The 16788-nt window shown below is 32.7% G+C and carries 12 protein-coding genes; all 12 read right to left on the bottom strand.

Annotated elements, in window-relative coordinates; translation table 11 throughout:
- Positions 1-94: 94 nt before the first annotated feature.
- Positions 95-1078: a class II fructose-1,6-bisphosphate aldolase gene (fba, locus tag SPJ17_RS00170; protein WP_321091543.1), complete on the bottom strand. Its 984-nt coding sequence runs from the start codon at positions 1076-1078 to the stop codon at positions 95-97.
- A gap of 86 nt (positions 1079-1164) precedes the next feature.
- A complete protein-coding gene (gene purE, locus SPJ17_RS00165; RefSeq protein WP_321091540.1) occupies positions 1165-1641 on the bottom strand; it encodes a 5-(carboxyamino)imidazole ribonucleotide mutase in 477 nt (158 codons plus the stop codon).
- 2 nt (positions 1642-1643) lie between these two features.
- Positions 1644-3368 (bottom strand): hypothetical protein, encoded by a 1725-nt coding sequence (locus SPJ17_RS00160; protein WP_321091537.1) that lies wholly within the window; start codon positions 3366-3368, stop codon positions 1644-1646.
- Positions 3369-3390: 22 nt separating this feature from the next.
- On the bottom strand, positions 3391-5046 hold the full coding sequence (locus tag SPJ17_RS00155) for a formate--tetrahydrofolate ligase (protein ID WP_321091535.1): 1656 nt from the start codon (positions 5044-5046) through the stop codon (positions 3391-3393).
- Positions 5047-5171: 125 nt separating this feature from the next.
- Positions 5172-5666 carry a bifunctional pyr operon transcriptional regulator/uracil phosphoribosyltransferase PyrR gene (pyrR, locus tag SPJ17_RS00150; RefSeq protein WP_321091533.1) on the bottom strand — a complete coding sequence of 165 codons (495 nt, stop codon included), beginning with the start codon at positions 5664-5666 and terminating at the stop codon, positions 5172-5174.
- A gap of 92 nt (positions 5667-5758) precedes the next feature.
- Positions 5759-6493, bottom strand: coding sequence for a YebC/PmpR family DNA-binding transcriptional regulator (locus SPJ17_RS00145; protein ID WP_321091531.1), 735 nt, complete (start codon positions 6491-6493; stop codon positions 5759-5761).
- A 115-nt stretch (positions 6494-6608) separates the two neighbouring features.
- Positions 6609-8444 carry a metallophosphoesterase gene (locus SPJ17_RS00140; protein WP_321091529.1) on the bottom strand — a complete coding sequence of 612 codons (1836 nt, stop codon included), beginning with the start codon at positions 8442-8444 and terminating at the stop codon, positions 6609-6611.
- A gap of 17 nt (positions 8445-8461) precedes the next feature.
- Positions 8462-11155: a VanZ family protein gene (locus SPJ17_RS00135; RefSeq protein ID WP_321091527.1), complete on the bottom strand. Its 2694-nt coding sequence runs from the start codon at positions 11153-11155 to the stop codon at positions 8462-8464.
- A 20-nt stretch (positions 11156-11175) separates the two neighbouring features.
- On the bottom strand, positions 11176-13584 hold the full coding sequence (locus tag SPJ17_RS00130) for a hypothetical protein (protein WP_321091525.1): 2409 nt from the start codon (positions 13582-13584) through the stop codon (positions 11176-11178).
- A gap of 3 nt (positions 13585-13587) precedes the next feature.
- The gene (locus tag SPJ17_RS00125; protein ID WP_321091523.1) at positions 13588-15183 is read right to left on the bottom strand and encodes a hypothetical protein; all 1596 of its coding nucleotides are present in this window, start codon (positions 15181-15183) and stop codon (positions 13588-13590) included.
- Positions 15184-15185: 2 nt separating this feature from the next.
- Positions 15186-15917 carry an ABC transporter ATP-binding protein gene (locus SPJ17_RS00120; protein WP_321091521.1) on the bottom strand — a complete coding sequence of 244 codons (732 nt, stop codon included), beginning with the start codon at positions 15915-15917 and terminating at the stop codon, positions 15186-15188.
- A 15-nt stretch (positions 15918-15932) separates the two neighbouring features.
- Positions 15933-16788: Hint domain-containing protein (locus tag SPJ17_RS00115; RefSeq protein WP_321091520.1), on the bottom strand; the 856-nt coding region annotated here is incomplete at its 5' end.

Here is a 16788-nt window from a genome sequence, read left to right as displayed (position 1 = left end):
ATTTAATCTCAATCCTTTATGGAAGCGATTACCATTTTTACCAAGAAAAGAAAAAAGGATGAATGCGAATCCAGTGGCACTCATCCTATATATATTAAGCCTTATTGTCAGAACCTAAAACTTCTACAATCTTATGCTTTACAACGTCCTTAACGTTCTTTCTACCATCGCCTAAATACTGACGTGGGTCGAAATGATCTGGATGCTCATCGAAGTGAAGACGGATTGCTGCAGTCATACCTAAACGTAAGTCTGAGTCAATGTTAATCTTACATACAGCCATCTTAGCTGCTTCTCTTAACTGATCCTCTGGAATACCGATAGCATCTGGCATCTTTCCACCATGCTCGTTAATGATCTTAACATATTCCTGTGGAACAGATGAAGAGCCATGTAATACGATAGGGAATCCTGGTAATCTCTTTTCAACTTCTTTTAAGATATCGAATCTTAGTGGAGGTGGAACTAAAATACCATCCTTATTTCTTGTACACTGATCCGCTTTGAACTTGTATGCACCATGAGATGTACCAATAGCGATTGCTAAAGAGTCAACACCAGTACGAGTTACGAAATCCTGTACCTGCTCTGGATCTGTATAGCTTGACTTGCCAAACTCAACTTTTACATCATCCTCAACACCTGCTAAAGTACCAAGCTCAGCTTCTACTGTTACATAACGACCACGAGCCTTAACGTCATGAGCATAATCACATACCTTCTTTGTTACTTCAACATTTTCTTCATAAGAATGACCGGAATAGTCAATCATAACAGATGTAAAGCCATCATCGATACAAGCCTTACATAATTCGAATGAATCACCATGGTCTAGGTGTAAAACGATTGGAATATTAGGGTTGTTCTCTACAGCTGCTTGAACCATATGAACTAAGTATCTAGCGTTAGCATATTTTCTAGCACCAGAAGATACTTGTAGGATAACTGGAGAATTTAATTCACCAGCAGCTTCAGTGATAGCTTGAACGATTTCCATGTTGTTCACATTGAAAGCACCAACAGCATATCCTTCCTTATAAGCTTTTTCAAATAATTCTTTTGAATTTACTAAAGGCATTATTCATTCCTCCTATACTTATTAATGTAATAAATGCTATATATATCGTACCACATTTTTAAGCTTAAAACTATAAAAACTATAAATTATTCATCTAAATTTGCATGAAGCACGGATTCTGTTTGATTCTTACGATACTCTTTTAGCTTTTTAGCTAATGCTGGATTCGATGTAGCTAAAATAGCCACTGCAGATAATGCCGCATTCTTTGCACCATTGATGGCAACCGTAAGCACAGGAACCCCACCAGGCATTTGCACAATAGATAATAAGGAATCAAGCCCATTTAACGCACGAGACTTAACAGGAACACCAATGACAGGTAGTGTAGTCATTGCAGCTACCATACCAGGTAGGTGTGCAGCACCTCCTGCACCTGCAATAATCACTTTAATTCCTCTTTCCTCTGCACTTTTAGCATATTCATACATCAAATCTGGAGTTCTATGTGCAGAAACAACCTTTTTCTCGTATTCTACTCCAAATTCATCAAGCATGCTACAAGCATCCTTCATTACCTCATAATCTGAAGTTGATCCCATTATAATTCCAACAGATACCATACTTAATCTCCAATAATTTCAAATAATCTTTTTGCAGCTAATGCTGGACCCTCATGCTCCATTCCTGGAACTGCAAGTCTTGTATGTAATACACCAACGGGTGTACCATCCTCAAACAATTTATCAAATACCTTATCGATAATTACTCTAGTCTTATCTTCTCTTTGAACTGGTCCAAAAGGATTTGCAAAGAATGTTTCTGTCATACCAACCTCTTGTGTTGTACCCTTAGCTCTTCTTGCACCACGAATGAAAATCTTCTTTGCTTCCTCAGCAGACTTATAGAATTCTACTGCATCCTCACATTCAGGGTCATAGTTGTTTGCATATAATACCATATCAACACTATAGCCTTCCATAATTTGAGGATATGTTGCAACAGGGATAACTAAACGAGAATTTGTTTTATCAGGATTCATGAAGATTGCTCTATCCATTTCACGATAAGCATATCCACCAGTCATATCATCTAATCTTACGAATGCACCAATTTCGGTACCATAAGCCTTAATATTACCATTCTCATCAAACTTAAATGTACCCATATCATCGAAGATTGTAAGCTGAGAGGAAATATCATCTCCAGCCATTTCAGATAATGCCTCTAAAGATTCACTCTTACCAGCACCAGAATCACCAATGATGACAATGTTTTTTGTCTTACCATTCTTCATAGTAATATGTACACATGCACCATGAAGTGGTAATCCACCCTCTTCAATCATCTTAGTATTATATAAGGTTAATAGCATCTTCTTCATATATCCAAAATAATCGATAGAGGAATTATGAGGTGCAACACCTACATAGATATCATTTTCCTTATCGTAATAGAAATAAGATTCATCCTCATAGTCTGCACCAAACACATAGATTAATTCAGGCTTTTTGCCTTGAACCTCAGATACTGGTACAAATTCAAATAAATTACATAATGTAATACCATGAGCAAGATAATCTCTATGGAAATATACGTAAGCAAGTGCACTACCTACCTTTGCGGCATAGCAATAATATTCCTGTGCCTTGAAGTTATCCTTAATCCAATGGATTGGGTTTTCCTTTGCCTCAGGATAAGTACCTGTTCTCTTGTTCTTATCCGAATAAGAAATGAAAGGAGGACGAATAATAATCTCCTCAATTGCTTCACAATCTCTTAAAAATGCATATTCAGAATCCTTAGACATCCAATGATTCTTAGAAATTAAGATAGCTGCATTTGTACCTGCAGGAAGCTGACGGTAAATTGGGAAGCGATGACCATAAAACTTTTCACAAATGGTACGATAGGTCTTAAGTACTACATCGTTGAATTCCGTTTGTGCTTCAATAAAGGATGCAGTTTCAATACCATCCATAGTTGCACGAGTGAATACTACTGCATATCTTTCAAGCTTTCTCCAATAATCATAAAAGTTTTGTACTAAATCGTACCATATATCCTTACGAGATAAGGATTGGTTGTAGAATGGGTCAAAGGATTGAACCTCTTCTACATCAAATTCTAATAAAAGCTTTAACAAAAGAATTGTCTTTTTCTTTACATCACTCTTTGTAAAGATGTTTAAAACAGGTAAAAAAGCTTGGTTTTCTGTTTTATATAGATGATCTATATACTTGCCCCATACCTCTTTAAAGCAGGCACTAGATAACACCTCAGCTTCACTCTTACAGAATTTCTCTGAGAAATTCATAATCACCTGTCTTTTTCCTGTAACATATTCCATAAATAATCTCCTCCTATACTGCTTAGAACAATCCTACAATCTTATCATGAACAATATCCATTCTCTGTGCAGCAGGCTCCTTTGGTAAGCCTGGCATTCTCATAATATCTCCACTTAATGCGACGATAAAGCCAGCACCAATGGATGGTGTAACTCCACGAATTGTAACCGTGAAATCCTCTGGTCTACCTAATAATTTTGGATTGTCCGATAATGAATATTGTGTTTTTGCCATACAAACTAATTGTTTTTCAAAGCCAAGCTTTGTAAGTCTTGCAATTTGGTTCTTTGCATCCTGCGTAAATTCAACATTAGATGCGCCATAAATTTCCTTACAAATCTTAACTATCTTATCCTTAATTGGGTCATTTTCATCATAAATGAATTTGAATTCATTCTTACCATTTTCAATTTGGTCAATGACCTTCTTTGCTAAATCGATAGCACCTTCGCCACCCTTAGCCCATACCTCAGATAGGCTTACTGGATGTCCATTTTCTATGCTCCAATCCTCTAAAGCCTTTAGTTCAGCTTTAGTATCAGATGTGAAGCGGTTAATTGCAACTACATAAGGTAGTCCAAATTTCTTAATATTTTCAATATGCTTCTCTAAATTGCCAAATCCAAGCTTTAATGCTTCAACATTTTCCTCTCCTAAATCTTCCTTCTTAACTCCACCATGCATCTTTAAAGCACGAATTGTTGCAACAATGACAACGGCATTTGGCTTTAGATTTGCCTGACGACACTTAATATTTAAGAATTTTTCAGCACCCAAGTCAGCGCCGAAGCCTGCCTCAGTTACAACATAATCACCATAGGATAGGGCCTTCTTTGTTGCAATTACAGAATTACATCCATGGGCAATGTTTGCGAATGGTCCCCCATGAATAAATGTTGGTGTATGCTCTAGTGTTTGTACTAGATTTGGTTTTAAAGCATCCTTTAAAATCATCATTAATGCACCAGTAATCTTTAAATCCTTAATGGTTACTGGCATTCTATCTCTATTGTATGCTACTACAGTTCTATCCAGTCTTGCTCTTAAATCATCCATATCCTTTGCTAAGCATAGGATAGCCATAATTTCAGATGCAACAACGATATCGAAATGATCCTCTCTTGGAACACCATTCGTATGTCCTCCAAGACCAACAACACAGTTTCTTAATGCACGATCATTCATATCGATAACTCTATGCCATGTAATTCTTGTAGGGTCGATATCAAGCTCATTACCATGGAACATATGATTATCGATAACTGCAGCTACACAATTGTTTGCAGCCTCAATCGCATGGAAGTCACCAGTGAAATGTAGGTTGATATCCTCCATTGGCACTACCTGTGCATATCCTCCGCCTGCAGCTCCACCCTTTACACCTAAAACAGGGCCAAACGAAGGCTCACGAAGTGCAATGACCGTCTTCTTACCAAGACGGTGAAGTGCATCACCTAAACCAATCGTAGTTGTTGATTTACCTTCTCCTGCAGGAGTTGGGTTGATTGCGGTAACTAAGATTAATTTACCATTCTTGTTACCAAAAGAATCTAAGGCAACCTTTGCCTTATATTTGCCATAAAGCTCTAGGGAATCATCATCAATTCCTAACTCCTTAGCAATTTCAGTTACAGGGGCCATTTTTGCAGCCTGTGCAATTTCTAAATCTGTTAACATACAATCTCGCTCCTTTGTTTTTGTTTGTAGTACAAAGTCATTTGTTTTTCACAAATATACACCTATGATACCACATTCGTTAGTTATTTAAAACTCAAAAATATTTGGTTTTCTTAGAAAACGTTTTATTTTAAGGTTACGGTTTTACATTCAAAATCAACTAAAACCTTTTCCTCCCTAGAGGTTGGAATATTCTTACCAATAAAATCTGCTCGAATTGGTAATTCCCTATGACCCCTATCGACAAAAACGGCAAGCTCAATCTTAGAAGGACGTCCCATATCAATGATTGCATCCATCGCAGCTCTTGCGCTTCTTCCTGTAAATAAAACATCGTCTACTAAGACAATGACTTTGCCATTAATGTTTTCTGTTAAAATATTTTTAACATCACTTTTCTTCTCATCATCTCTATGAGAGGATATATCTATAGATTCAACAGGTACACTTATTCCCTCAAATAAAAAAATAAGGGACTGTATTTCCTTTGCTATTGGAGTCCCTTTCTTCTCTATTCCGACCAGAATTAGAGAGGAAAGATCTTCATTTCTTTCTATGATTTCATGCGTCATACGCTTCAACGTTCTCAAAAACTGTTCGTTTTCTATTATTGTTTTCATATTGTACCTCTCTGGATATCATTAATATTTGCTTATTATTATACGATTTACTAATGTAAATAGGAAGCCTTAAAGGCTTCCCATTTCATTTTTTATTCTTCTATATCCTCTGCAGGAAGATTTGCGTTATGATATACTGCTTCAAAATCATCGTACTCTTCAAGCATAGATAAGAATCTCTTGAACTTCTCTAAATGATCTTCATCTAAATCTACATAGCTAGATGGAACCATAGTTACCTCGCACTGATCGAAGTCTAAATCCTCTTTTACAGCTAAAAGAGCATTCTTAATACCTTCAAAATCATTAGGTGCAGCAGTAATATTTACATAGCCATCCTCATCCGTAGATAAATCCTCAAAATCTAAGCCAGCTTCCATTAAAGCTTCCATAGTCTCATCCTCAGATAATCCTAGATAAGAGAATACTGCCTTACGAGCGAACATATAGGATACAGATGTACCAATAGTACCACCAGTCTTATTGAATGCTGTACGAGCCTCTGTATATGTACGGTTATCATTATCTGTTAAGAATTCAACAATGACAGCTACCTGTCCTGGACCATAGCCTTCATAAACCTTTTCCTTAGTAGCACCGGATGTTACACCCTTAGCCTTTTCAATTGCACGCTTGATAACGTCTGCTGGACACTGGTCCTTCTTAGCTCTTGCAATAACGTTCTTTAAACCCTGGTTCATTTCAGGATCAGGAACACCTGCCTTAGCTGCTGCAAAGATTTCCTTATTCCATCTTGCATATTTTGCGGATTTCATAGCTGCTGTCTTAGCCATAGATGCAGCACGAACTTCATGAGCTCTACCCATAATTTTACACAACCTTTCGATTTTTTAATTTCAATTACTTTAATATTATATAAAAAAACATAGTCCCTTGCAACATTTTTTTGAAAGTGGATTTATTGGTTTTTTGAAAGTGGATTTATTGGTAGTTATAGTTTATAACTAATACCTCACTTGCACCAGTGGTTCTTAGTGGGAATCCCCAAGCACCATAGCCTCTTGTGACGAAGAAATTAAAGTTTCCCTCTTGATATAAGCCATAGCTTATACAGCCATATCTCATTTTATGATATAAACCGATAAGGATATTTCCTGGGAAGATTTGTCCATCATGTGTATGACCAGATAGCTGTAAAATCGCATTCTCCTTTAAGCTATCCTTATAATCCTGTGGCTGATGATCTAATACGATCAAATCTAAATTGGAATCATATAAATTCTTTCTTTTTAAAATCGCTTCTATAGATTCTCTTGTTCTAGATTTACCACCATAATAATAATCTCTTCTTCCAACTAAACGAAATGCATCTGCAATAACTAGGGCTTCATCATCTAAATAATGGAAATTGGGGGCTAGCTTTTCTACCTCACTAAAGAAATCATTCACCTCATATAAGGAATTTGTTTCAAATTCATGATTACCTGAAATATCATATATACCATAGGTGGATTGGATTTCCTTCATATAGGATGCAAAGACAGTATAATCTAGGTAATCCTTGCCTTTTGATGAGGATTTTGATGCATATTTATCTATGGTATCCCCTAAAAAGAAAATGACATCGGCATCTTCCTTATTTAAATTTTTAACTAAATCCGATAAATCAACAATTCCACCAGTTGTACCATAGTGAATATCCGATACGGCAACAATCTTTAAATGTTTTTCTCCACTTCCAACCCTGATATTGGTTTCCACTGGATTCTTTAAGGATATAATACCCATAAGAAGGATCAGGATGGATAATCCAATATTACCTAAGGTAAAATAGGACATAAATTTATTTTTCTTATAAAATTTAAATTTATCGGATATAGTCCTTTTCTTTTCAATGATATAAATAACCAGTTTATATATGGATAAAAGGATAAAGGTTCCAATAAAGGCAAGTAGAAAATAAATTAAGAATGCGGCATCTAAAAAGCCAATAGTAGAAAATACCTCGAGGATTTTTATACCACTTCTTTCCATGTATTCATAGGCACTAAAGATGGGAAATAATATAACAAATGTAGATACTAAGAATAATACCCAATCGAGCTTCTTATTTAGCTTATATATTGCCTTTGATACAAATTCCATTAAAAGAATTACTGCAATGAAATAAGCAAATATACCAATGATAAATAAGGTTAATTCTGTACTTCTTGGGTAATCCGCCCATATCTTCTTATATCCACCATTTACACGAATTCTTACTAGGGTATAAAGAATATCGATAGAAAATATCGTTAAGAATTCTATACTTATACATCTTTTAATTCTTACACTTATTTTTTTGGATAGATGGAATATAAAAGGAATGACATACATATAATATAATGCTCCAAATATACCCCATAGAATCGATACGATTAAATTTGTATATCTTGTATTACTATTGAATGGAAGAAAGCTTGAGTATTGCCATAGCTTTGTTTTAAATATTGCCTCACAGCTTGTACCAATTACCTCTTCAAAGATATAGGATAATACGAATACTAAAGCGAAGGAAAATAAATAATTCTTTACATTTCTTTCAGGAAATCGATTCATTAAGCATATGCCTACAATAAAGAATCCATAAATAGGAATAAATGGACCACATAAGAATCCACGGTCTACAAAGCTTTTCGCTGTAATATATTCTAATACAGTTTCTAAAATAAAGCCTAAAATACCTATAATAATGAATTCAAATAAAATCCCAAATAAGCTTTCCTTTGATATATGTAAAAAAGGAAATTTCTTATTCTTTTTTATATCAAACAGCATAATACCATCTCCCAATATTAATCTTCGCATTTATTTTTCTTCCGTTTTACAATGAAAAAGATAATAAATCCAACACTTAATAAAACTGCAGCTAAGGAATATCCAAAAAAATCAACCAAAACATCCCTCATAAGCCCACATCTTCCTGGAGTTATCAATTGTAAAAGCTCTGTAAGGCCTGCAAAGAGGAATCCATAAACAAAGATAATACCTATTTTTATTGCGACATGCCACCACTTCTTATTTTCAAAGAACATAAAGCAGCATAAGGATGCAAAGATTGCTAAAATTAAGAATATACCAAAATGGCCTAAGCCCTTTCTTACATAAATATATATAAAATCGGATATATTCTCTACAAAATCCTTTTGTCTTACAATAAGTTTTACCTCACTTTTCGCTAAGGTACCTGAAGAATCCTTTACCTCTAGTGTTATGATTGTATCTCCTACTCCCATAGGAGTTATAACACCATCATCTCCAATTTTGGCAACGGATAAATCCGATGAGGAATAAATCGTAGATTGAATCGTAGAATATTTTGTAAAATTATATTTTATCGTAATCGCTTCTCCATTAACAATCGTAATAGAATCCTCATTTTTCGTATAGTTCCCTGTAATTTTTAAATTATTTTCTTCATTTAAGGAAAGTAAATTCGATACATGGACCCTTATCGTTTTGTTTAAATTACTATATTCCTCTTTAAAATTTAATATGGTATCTCCAATACCTACAATCATAAGGTTATTACTAGATACCTTAATACAAGATGAGTTACTCGATGTAACCTGAATACTTTTTCTTGTAATATCGCTATCTAATAAAATTTGATAGGTTATTTTATCGCTCTTATATAGATTTAATATATCTGGATTGTTATATATAGCCAGATTTCCACCTTGTGGTTTAATATTAATATCTATAGATATATTCTTTGTATCCTTATGAATAATGGATAAAGGATATTCTATTTTAGCATCATATAGGATTTTATCCTCTAAGATAGGATAAAAGGATAAGGTGGTATTCCCAATATTTTTCGCTTGAATGATGACTTCATTTTCATTTTGAATGTAGGAAATATTCTTATTCGATGCCTCTACATAATAACTATATATAGAATTCGAATGAATCGAACATACATATTCCTGATTTAATACTAAAGTATTTTCTATAATATCATCATCAATAGCTAGTGGATAATATGCATATAAATCTACTGTTTTAGATATTCCTGAGGATTTATGTATCATAAGAAGGCTTATCTTACCCTCACCATAAATATTTAATATAGAACCATCGACTTTCGCATTACCACTTATAACCTCATAGGTCATATCATTTTTTATAGGGGCATGGGGAATAAAGCTTGAAGCCTTAAAATAATCCTTTAAATGGATAGAGGATACCTCTACATATGGGCTTTCCCCTTTTATATAATCAACAATAAAATCTGTTGTTTCCTCTATACTCGTTAATACCTCAATATCTAAAATCTTTTCTATTCCATTTGAGGTAACCTTAATTTGACCCGTACCGATAGATAATCCCTTTACATAGCCATTACTTGTAACACTTAAAAGAGATGGATTTAAGGATTCATAGCTAACATTTTGAATCATAGAATCCTTTGGAGAAGGATTCGATAATTTAATCTTTTTTGTTTCATTTACATATATAGATGAATCCTTTACCGTTGCGTTAAAATCCACTAAATCCGGTCTTTTTAAAACAATAATATTTCCTGTAAAGATTTCATCTAAATCGATAGCCTTAATCTTTATTTTGGTTGTTCCTTCAGATAATAATTGAATCGATCTTTGTGTATTTATTGTTGCAATTGAATTATCTAAAATTTCAACAATTTCATAGGACTTATTGGTTGCATCCGATGGGTTAAATTCTAATTTATTTACTATGGAAATATTGGAATTTTCATAGCCTTGAATATCGAATATAGTTATAGATTCTAATGGAATATATTCTATAGGCTTTGTCTTTGTTTTTACATGAAGAACCTCATCTAATACATCCGCTTTGACATGAATATCTATAACACTATCTAAGGATTCTCCTATGACATTTATTTGATCATTATTGATTTTTATATATGGATTATCTCTACATTCATAAAGAATATCCTTACTGGTTCTATTTTCAGGTAATACGGTTGAAGAAATCGTATATACCTCACCTAAATATAGAGTATAAATGTCATCCTCTTTTGTTCCATCTTTAATTTCTACTTCCAAAGATTCTGCATATATATCTGTAACCCTTACATGGAAGGAATCAAAGATCTCTTCACTAAAGGTATTATAAGCAAATAAATCTACTTCTCCTTCCTTAATAAATTCTACATTACCAAATTCATCTATCGTAGCAACCTCTAAATTAGAGGATTTATAGGTATAGGATTTATATTTTGTATCCTCTGGTAATGTTTCAATATCAAGGGTTAATTTATCTAATGTATTTGCATTAGATATTTTATTTTTAATATTCACCTTAGAAGGTTCAATAACTGTTGCTTGATCTCCACCCATACCATTTACGACATCGACAATCACGTTACCTAAACCATTCGATTGCTTAGAAGATGAATCTTGGGGAGTAAGAGATTCAATAATTAAGAATATATTAATTCCAATAAATATAAAAAGGAGGATTAATCTTGCTATTATGAATTTTTTTGATTTCTTTTTCATAGCTTAAATCCTCCTTATTCTTATTGTGCTCTATCTTTTAATTTTTGGATTGGAATAGCCTCATTAAATAAATAGCCATCCTTATAGGTCATTAAATCAAATGGTTCAAAGCCAAGTGCCATAGGAACACATTTCTTTAATACATTCGCACCCTTAACCACAATCGTTTGGTCTTGATCTGAGGTGGTTTTGGTTAAAACCTCCTCATAAATATCTAATTTAATATTTTGTATTAATTTATCCTTATTCGATAGATTTTCTGTATCAATTAAGGAAGGATTAATTCCTCCACCAAAGAGTGCAAATGGTGTGTTCACATAATTTGTACCTGAATCGGTATAATAATATCCTTCTTCCTTGCATCTCCTGTCTAGAATAATCTTTACTGGGAAGAAATCATCAATGGTAAGCTTATTTTCTTGCTGAGAACCTAAAATATCATTAATCGTTTGATTTAGGTATGTTGTATCAATTAAACAACTTAAATTTACCTGATCTATGGATTTATAATCATAGAATTCAGTTTCTCCTTCTAAATGAAGAATGGATGGGTAATTCGTACCGGATACCTTATTTGGTATTACAAGACCATCACCCTGTAGGTTTTGAAGTACCCCTTTAACTGGGGATCCATCAAACATATAAGGTCCATTAAAGATGGTATCAAGTCCAATAGAGAATAAGCCCGATTGATAGAATACACAATCTCTGAATGTAATTTCATTTTTATAGATTGGGGTATTATTTTCCATAACTAAGGATGTATCGCTTAATATACCATTGAGTATTCTTGCTAAAACTAAGCGATCACTATCAGACAAATTCTTATCCTCTTCATTTACGGTAACATAGCTTGTTTTCAGTAATGCAGCAGAAATACGATTTAAATTCCAATTATCCTTATTTTGATCGATAAAGAATTCATCATAGCTGTAGCTATAATCCTGCCCCTTAAAGCTAAATTCGATTTGCTTAGTAGTATCTATACCAACAAATTCATTTGAGCCTATTCTTGCGATAAATTCTCTACCCTTTTCCATGAGAGTATTTTCAATAATCGTATTCTTGTTTGAATAGCTTCTAAGTACAACTCTACCACTAGTTAAATGAGAATTTAGAACTTTTATATTATCTCCATTTAATTCAACTACTGTACCTGTATAATCGTTATTTTCTAAGGTAGAGGAATAATTACAATTCTTAAAATATACATCCCTTAGAGTAATATTATCTCCATCGACATAGAATCCTACATTATCCTGGCCGTAGGCTTTAATAATAGGTAATCCATTTGTACCAATGATAACATATGGAAGTGGGCCTCGGAATAGGTCATCCTCTCCTAAGGCAACTAAATAGTCATCGGTAGATAGAGTTTTTGTTGGGTAGGTTAAATTATGCTCATTAATAATATAACCATTTCCATAGAAATCCTTTTGAATATGAATACCTGCAATAAGCTCCTTAGAAATTTTATCCGAATTCTTTTCATTATATTGATCTATAAAATTCGTATTATATGTAGATTCAAAATGATATACCTCTTTATTAAAGCTATATTTCTTTGTTTTAGGATTATAATTACCAAATAATTCTGTTACCTCATCTATCTTAGTTAAATCTGAATTATAAGTATTATTAAATGATTCTAAATTGGCTTGTAGACATACGATCTTACCTGCATCGGATTTATTCGTACAATTTAATAAATCATTATAATTGTAAACATTATATCCATCCTCTATAACTTTAAAATCATATTCTTCCGTTTCAACGTAGCTTTCCTCTTTAGATTTATATCGAATATAAGCATCTCCACTAGATAATATAGTAACCTTACCGGTTAAAGCATTATATTCAACATTACTACTTGTTTCAATTGTAATATAATCCATTACATCGATAGGCTTTACCGTAACATCTAAATAGAAGCTTGCAGGAATTTCCTTCGTACCAAGAAAATCATATTCACCATAATAATCAAATCCTTCAATCGAATTTTGGCTTCTTAGTCTTTTTGTATTCATCGATACGACTCCACCCTCATAAATCTTTACATTGAAGGATTTCGATATATTACCACTAGAATTCGTAACACTGACAAGCACATTACCAATGCTTTCTAATACTAAATAATAATTTTTTCCATCAAAGCGGATGGATGCGTGAGCATCTTCTTTCTCATCTAAATTTTTAACTTCCCAGGTGAGTGTTGCATCCACATCCTCTTCTCCATCCGCTAAGATTGGTGTTGCATCAAGCAATACCTCACCCTCACTTAATGCATATGCCTCATTATTTTTATATTCCCAGGAAATATTTTGAATATCTGCCTTAACCTTTGTTACTAGGTATTCTGAGACCGCAAAGAAGGAAATAGCTAGGGCAAAAGGTAATATTAAGATTAGAAATAATGTTTTCTTTGACATGGCCTAATTCCTCGTTTCTAGTAGAATAAATAATTTATTTACCTTCTTAGAGAAGATAATAAAATATAGAATAGTAACCATTAAAATAACAACAAATGGAATTAAAAATGAAATATAGAATGGAAGACCTAAATAAGCAAGTAGGAACATGAAGCCAACAACCAATATTGGTAATAGAATAGAGATTAATTCAATTACTGCAGCTAAAGAAGTGCCTTCCTTACTTTTTCCTCTAAATTCTGTAGATACACAAATCATTTCCATTAATATTTGTAATACGAACGCAATCATGAATGCGAATACTCCATTTAAAATGGATAATTCCTTAAAGGAAACAAGCAGAACAACACTAACAAATAATGTTAGAAAGGATAGCATAAATGGCACAGCCATTTTAATCAATACTTGTTTTTTATAAGATATTGGAATAAGCTTACAAATCTTAATTCCGTTATAGCCCTCTCTATGCAATATAAAGCTTGAGGATGTATTGATAATTACACTAAATAAGGTAACAAAGATAATACCAATAATCGGTATGATGAATGTATACATCGATGTTAGGAATGTAAATACACCCGATTTAAATATAACATGTATAGCCTTAACAATTGCATAAGTTAATATAGGCTCCATAAATAATAATCCTGCAAAGGAAAATATGGAATTTGAAGAAAAGATAAGCTTTGCCTCTTTTTTAAGTAATGCTTTTGTAGGTGTATCCACCTTCTTAAATTTTTTATAGCTTCTATTTGTACTTTCCTTTTCATTCTTAATGAATCTCAAATAGAAATAGGAAGCTAAAAAGATACCTAATACGAATATTCCAAAAGCAATACATACTAAATAGATTAATGGTATAAAATTATTTTCAAATACTGGAGTAAAGAATCTTATAGGTATACAAAAATTACCAATAGTCTTTAATATATCTAAGGTTTCATTTGTAAATATTGTACTGATATTACCATCCTGTACTAATACCATAAAGATATTTAAGATATAGGAATATAGATAACAAAAGCCTACAATAATTAAAATAGAACCTAAGATTTGTAAAACAATATATTTTTGAAATAGGGTATGAAGCTTTTGTGCTCCTAATACCAAGATACAGGCAAAGCCTGTTTCAAAGAAGGCCATAAGCCAAGGATATAAGATACAGAAAATCATAATATATACGAAAGAATGTATATTCATTGCATAGCTAATTAATATAGGGAACGCAACAAAATAATTCAATAATACATTCTTACCATAGATAAATATAATTTTAGAGATGATATTATCCTTTGGTTTAATTGGCTTAGTTAGCATGATATTTGCATCCTCTATAGAGTAGATGCTTTTTCTTGCTTGTAAGGTCATTACCAATATTAAGAATATGCTAATTATGGATAGATAAATCATTAAGAAGGCTTCTTCTACTCCATTGTATGCTTGAAATTTCTTTGTAAGCATATGGAATAAATAAACCTCAATTACAATAAATCCAGCATAAATCAGTAGCTCTAATATTGTATTGATTAAGTTTTCTTTTTTGAATTTATAACCTAAGGAGGTTATATTCAATTCCTTTGTAATTAAGCTTTTTATCATTTCTAACCTCCATAAATCTCAGTTAGAACCTGATCAAGTTTACCCCTATATTCTTCATTTTCATCTAAATTGATACTCTTAAAAATGATACCATTATTAATAATATCAACACGATTACAAATCTTACCAATAAAATCTAGATTATGAGATGTGATTAAAATGGATTTACCATTTTTAACAAAATCAAGCATACATTTGATTAAATAATGATAAACCATGATATCTAAGCCTACGGTAGGCTCATCTAATATCCAAAGTATTGGATCATGAAGTAAGGAAGCAATTAAGCTTAATTTTTGTTTCATACCATGAGAATAACCCTTGATCTTTACAGATAGATCATTTTCAGTCAAATCAAAATTTGCCCTTAATTCTTCTACCTTGTTTGGAAAAACACTAGGTGAAACACCATAGACAGAGGCTATGAAGGATAAATATTCATAGCCCGTCATAGTTTCATAAAGGCATGGCTCAGAGGAGATGTATCCAAACCTCTTTTTGATTTCAATTGGATTTGATTCGATATTGCATCCATCAATATAGATTTCACCAGAATTATAATTCTTAGAACCAGTGACGCAATCTATTGTTGTGGATTTACCAATACCATTCTTTCCAATAAGACCTACAATTTGGCCTTTCCCTACAGTTACATTAATACCTTTTAGTACTTCCTTTGTCCCATAGGACTTATATAAATTTTTAATCTCTAAAATGTTTTTTACATCTTCCATGCCTTTCCTCCTTCATCAAATGAACCAATCCTTGTATTGCTCAATTAATTCAATAATGTATTCAAATGTGAAATAACCTTTCTCAACCGGAATCTTCAAATATTGTCCGACCTCAACAAATTGTTCATATGTCATATAATCCTTTAATTCCTCATATGTATATAATCCATATGTTTCAATGTCTTGCTGGAATGCATCCATATCATACCTTAGCTTGTCTCCCATAGTAATCCAATTATGGAAATTTGCTGGTGGCGCAACAGTTAACATATTATTTGCAATAGCGTTCGAATTACTACTTGATGTAATTGACCACGCTCCGGTAATCATTGTATCGTAATATGCATCAACTAAAGTTACTAATTCATATGAATTTGTATCTTCGTTATATTTTACGAATTTATGACCAATATATGATAGATAGTTTTCTTTTGTTGGATATACAAATTGATTCAAATCATAATTAAATATACCATGTTCACCAATTGTCTTTAATTCAGTGCCATCATCATAAATCATGTGTAGAACTTCGTATTCTCTTGTACCATGGTTAACTAAAATGACAATAGATTGTTCTTCAAATTCACCTGTAAAGAAATTATAAGAGATTATTCTATCATCTTTTGAGATTTCACTAATCTTTTTATGGGTACCATCAGCTAAAGTAATTATTGTATCATCTGTAAAGCATGAGTCACCAGTTGGTGTAATAACAACATCACCAACTCCGGTTACAGTATAAGTTGTATCACTTGTAGTTAAATCCGTTGTTGGGGTTGTGTTAGTTATAGTTGCCCCTCCATCACTTTGATTACCTTTGTAGGTATATTTAGCTTGGAAAGAACTTCCTTGTGTAATATATGCACTACCA

It is taken from the genome of Anaeroplasma sp. (assembly GCF_034179385.1).
Taxonomy (GTDB): Bacteria; Bacillota_I; Bacilli_A; order Acholeplasmatales; family Anaeroplasmataceae; genus Anaeroplasma.
This window is presented reverse-complemented; position numbering and strand designations above follow the sequence as displayed.

What these genes read in the sequence shown, in the direction of transcription:
- fba (WP_321091543.1), bottom strand. Translation starts at nt 1,078, where the DNA reads ATGCCTTTAGTAAATTCAAAAGAATTATTTGAAAAAGCTTATAAGGAA.
- purE (WP_321091540.1), bottom strand. Translation starts at nt 1,641, where the DNA reads ATGGTATCTGTTGGAATTATAATGGGATCAACTTCAGATTATGAGGTA.
- SPJ17_RS00160 (WP_321091537.1), bottom strand. Translation starts at nt 3,368, where the DNA reads ATGGAATATGTTACAGGAAAAAGACAGGTGATTATGAATTTCTCAGAG.
- SPJ17_RS00155 (WP_321091535.1), bottom strand. Translation starts at nt 5,046, where the DNA reads ATGTTAACAGATTTAGAAATTGCACAGGCTGCAAAAATGGCCCCTGTA.
- pyrR (WP_321091533.1), bottom strand. Translation starts at nt 5,666, where the DNA reads ATGAAAACAATAATAGAAAACGAACAGTTTTTGAGAACGTTGAAGCGT.
- SPJ17_RS00145 (WP_321091531.1), bottom strand. Translation starts at nt 6,493, where the DNA reads ATGGGTAGAGCTCATGAAGTTCGTGCTGCATCTATGGCTAAGACAGCA.
- SPJ17_RS00140 (WP_321091529.1), bottom strand. Translation starts at nt 8,444, where the DNA reads ATGCTGTTTGATATAAAAAAGAATAAGAAATTTCCTTTTTTACATATA.
- SPJ17_RS00135 (WP_321091527.1), bottom strand. Translation starts at nt 11,155, where the DNA reads ATGAAAAAGAAATCAAAAAAATTCATAATAGCAAGATTAATCCTCCTT.
- SPJ17_RS00130 (WP_321091525.1), bottom strand. Translation starts at nt 13,584, where the DNA reads ATGTCAAAGAAAACATTATTTCTAATCTTAATATTACCTTTTGCCCTA.
- SPJ17_RS00125 (WP_321091523.1), bottom strand. Translation starts at nt 15,183, where the DNA reads ATGATAAAAAGCTTAATTACAAAGGAATTGAATATAACCTCCTTAGGT.
- SPJ17_RS00120 (WP_321091521.1), bottom strand. Translation starts at nt 15,917, where the DNA reads ATGGAAGATGTAAAAAACATTTTAGAGATTAAAAATTTATATAAGTCC.